Raw genomic sequence first — 4,282 nt, forward strand, 5'->3', positions numbered from 1 at the left:
CTAAATTACTTCTTATATATTGTATTTTAGCTTTTAAATTTTGAAATGCACAAATGAAATTAAAAGGGATCAATCCCAAAACCTGTGGAGCAACAAAATTTAAGCATAAATATTAGTTGGTCTAAAAAGGGATCAATCCTAAACGGATCAATCCTAAAATCTTTTGAATATAAGTTCTAAATTACTTCTTATATATTTATTGTATTTTAGCTTTTAAATTTTGAAATGCACAAATGAAATTAAAAGTAGTCATTGTTGACGATGAATCCCACGCACGTAGTTTTTTAAGTAAGTTATGCAAGCTTTATTATAGTGACAAATTAGAGGTTATGGACACTTGTAATTCAGTTGAAAGTGCTGTTACTTCTATTAAAACGTACAATCCAGACATAGTTTTTCTTGATATACAAATGCCTTTGGAAAATGGTTTTGAATTATTGAAATATTTTGATACAATCCCTTTCGAAATTGTTTTCACGACTGCTTATTCAAATTATGCTCTTGATGCAATAAAATGTTCCGCACTTGATTATTTGATGAAACCAATTGGTAAAATCGATTTGGAATCTGTTTTATCTCGATATGAATCTAAGCTAAATCACAATATTGGGAGTGACCGTTATAAGTTATTGAAAGAGAATATGCTTGATGCGGAGGAAGGCATTCCTCAAAGGATGATTTTTTCTACCAAAGAGGGTTTTGAAGTATTACAATTAGATTCCATTCTTTATTTTACAACCATTGACAAGAAAATTATGGTTTTTAGCAATGAGGATAACTTCATTATTTCTACAACTCTCAAGGAATTGGAAAAAAGTCTCCCCAGTTCCATTTTTTTCAAAACCGGAAAATCATTTATCGTCAATAAAAATTACGTGAAGCGTTTTAATTCGGACACCAATAGTTTGGTAATGGCTAACGGTGTTGTTGCGAGTGTTTCTAATTCATCATTTACTAAAAAGAAATTAATGGATGCGCTTAAAAAATAGTTGTCTCATATTTTTCTTTTTTCTGTTTTTCCCCATTTTACTTTTTGGACAATACTTTCCCTCCCGAAATTATTCTACTATCGATGGTTTACCCAATAATGCAGTTAGGGCATTGTTTTTAGATTCTAAAAATGTTTTATGGATTGGTACCGAAAACGGCGTTTCACGAATGGAAAACGGCAATTTTTCCAACATTGATGAAGCTGATGGTTTGGGACACAACAGTTGTTGGGATATTTGCCAAGATGGTAATGGAGCGATGTGGTTTGCTAGTTATGGCGGTGGAGTCAGTAAATTTGACGGTATAAAATTCACGGTTTTTACTGCCAAAAACGGATTACTTGAAAATAAAGTTAGAAAGCTTTTTTATTTTAAGAACAAAATGTACGTTGGGTCTATTCAGGGTGTTTCCATAATTGACATAAAAACCAATAAACTTGTTTCTCCCAAAGTTCCTCCACATAAAGAAGATTTTATTTGTATTTCCTTTTTCGAATCTAATGGCAAAGTTTATTTTGCCACTATTTTTGATGGTTTGTTTAAAATTGATGAGTCTGGTTCTTTTCCTAAAATTATTCCAATTTTTTTGCATAAAAAGACGTATGGATTAGCTCTTTACGGATCAACACTTTATAGCAGTAACGAAGGGTTTATTGATAAATTTAATATCAATAATCTTTTAAAAGCTGATATTTCCTCGGTTAAATTTGGTAAATCTATGGTTTGGCAATACGCAAAAGACAAAAACAGCACCATTTTTGCTTCAGCTTGGGGAGTTTATACCTCGGATGGTGGACTTTATACGGTTGAGAATGATAAAATGATTGATGTTTCGAATCATTTTGGGATTGATTCCAAAATTTTACTAAATGTAGTTTATGATAAAACCAAAGATATTTTATACGTGGGTTCAAATGATAAAGGAATCTATGAAGTCCGTTTGGATAAAATAATCGATTATAATTTATTTGAAAACAAGTCAATTGTTGATTTGGAAAACTTTGGAAATCAAAAAATTATCTTGCACAACAAAGGAGTTACTCTTTTAAATTCCAATCAAAAAAATTCCAAGACGATTTCACTTCTGAATTTTAAAAATTTTGAAATGAATTTTTTGAGAAAAAATAAAAATGTTATTAAAAAACAAGGACTTGAATCCAAAGATTTTGAATTAAATTTTGATATTCCAGCCAATGGAATCGAGTTTTATGAAATGGTCAAGCATAAAAATTCTTTTTGGATAGGCAGTAATATTGGGATATTTGAAATTAATAGTGAAGCGAAAATTATCCATTATATACCTAAACATAGTTTAAAAATAGGATTTACCTATAATGATAAATTCATTGAAACAATTACTTACGCCGGTGCCCGGTTATATAACGATGTACATAGTCTTGAAAGCAAACATTTTTCAAAGTTCGAAAAAAATACCCCTCAGTTTATTGTAAAAATACTTACCAATAAAGATAAAACCTATCTCTTGTCCGTTTTTAATGGTTTGTACGCGTATAAAAACAACCAATTTCAATCGTATTTAGCAGACGGAATCTGGAATGAGAAAAAGTTCAAACACATTACTGTGAATGATAAAGGGCAACTGATTTTAGCTGCCGAATTTGGAAATGTATTCATCATTGATGATGCCAAATCATTCAAAATTATGAAGACGATTTCCAAAAAAGAAATAGTTGGGAATACGATTTTGTTTTTGGAAGCTTATAAAGATTACATTCTTATTGGAACAGAAAAAGGAATTAACATTTACAAAGACGGCATTGTTCGATTGATTGACAAGGAACAAGGATTGAAAGATTGTGCCGTGACAACTTCCCAAATTTTTGAAAACAAGTTGTGGTTAGGAATTAAAAAGGGCTTTTATACCATAGATTTACAGCGACTTGTTGCGGAACAAAAGACAGTTTCAGAGATTGGAATCGCCAAGATTGCCATAAATAACATTCCAATTAGTTCCAATAATTACAAATGGTTTCGATACAATTCAAAGGAATTGGATTGCGATTACCAGCACAATTCATTTTCTATAGATTTTGTTCCCAAAGGACATCCTTTCCCTAATAAATTGAAATTTCGATATCGCTTGAAAAACAGCAATCGCTGGAGTCCTTACAGCGAGAAAACTAATTTGTTTTTGCCGTATTTACCTTTTGGAAGCCATAATGTTGAAGTGGAAGTTTTCGATTCGAATGCAGGAAAATCTACTGTTTTCCAGTTGTTGAAAATTCATATTTTTCCACCGTTTTGGCTCAGCTGGTGGTTTATTACTTTTAGTATTCTATCTGTTTTTGGAATTGCTTTTTACTTGGTTTTGAGGAATGAAAAGAAAGCAAAAGAAAAAGCCATTATTCAACGGCGTATCGCCGAGACAAAACTTGAAGCCTTGTTAAGCCAAATGAATCCTCACTTTATGTTTAATGCGATGAATGCCATTCAGAACTATATCATTAGTAATGACGTGGATAATTCGTTAGTTTATATTGGGGAATTTGCGAAGTTAATGCGAAAAACTTTGGAGAATTCCTCTAAACAAAGCATTACTATTACGGAAGAAATTGAGTATTTGCAGTCGTATATTACTATTGAAAATATGCGTTTTGACAATCGAATTGATTGTAAATTTCAAATAGCACCAGAAGTAGATGTTGATTCTTGTGAAATTCCCACAATGTTGTTGCAGCCTTTCGTAGAGAATGTATTTATTCACGCTTTTGATTATTCGCATATTTCTCCAAAATTGATTATCACTTTTGGGATGGTAGCCGAGCATCTTTTGGAATGTGAAATTATAGATAATGGAAATGGATTTTCTGAATCTAATAGACACAAAAGTCGTCCATCAAAAGGGATTCATTTGGCAAAGGAACGATTGGCATTATTGGAAAGTACAAACGAGAATTCTGTAACAATTCTACACGATAAAAATTCAGGAACCGCGGTTACTATTCGATTGAAAGTATAAGTTTTTTAGTTCTGTTTTAGGAAGCCCTTAGCTGTTTTTAGCTAAGGGCTTTTTTTGTTTATCAGCTAGAAAGGTGCTTTCATCGCTCAAAAAGACACTTTGGGAAGGTGTAATATTTTGTAGGAAAATAAAATTTATTTTTGAAAAAATTGCGAATATTTAATTAACCAAATTATTAAAAAAATGAATAAACATCAATGAAGTGATTTAGACTTATTTGTAAATTAAAAAGGGTTGACGAAATTTGTGTTGCAAAACATAATCATTTCAAAATCAACCCTTATGTACAGTGTACTAGACAAAGATATAATAA

2 protein-coding genes are annotated in these 4,282 nt (G+C 31.2%); both read left to right on the top strand.

Annotation, left to right across the window (positions count from 1 at the left end; all coding sequences use genetic code 11):
• The first annotated feature begins 233 nt into the window (after window positions 1-233).
• Window positions 234-989 (top strand): LytR/AlgR family response regulator transcription factor, encoded by a 756-nt coding sequence (locus IR213_RS15775; RefSeq protein ID WP_194313251.1) that lies wholly within the window; start codon window positions 234-236, stop codon window positions 987-989.
• Window positions 973-3,969, top strand: a complete 2,997-nt coding sequence (locus IR213_RS15780; RefSeq protein ID WP_194313252.1) for a sensor histidine kinase — start codon at window positions 973-975, stop codon at window positions 3,967-3,969. The genes IR213_RS15775 and IR213_RS15780 overlap by 17 nt, the downstream gene beginning before the upstream one ends.
• The last annotated feature ends 313 nt before the right edge of the window (window positions 3,970-4,282 follow it).

Origin of the sequence: Flavobacterium soyangense (assembly GCF_015277675.1) — a bacterium.
Classification (GTDB): Bacteria; Bacteroidota; Bacteroidia; order Flavobacteriales; family Flavobacteriaceae; genus Flavobacterium; species Flavobacterium soyangense.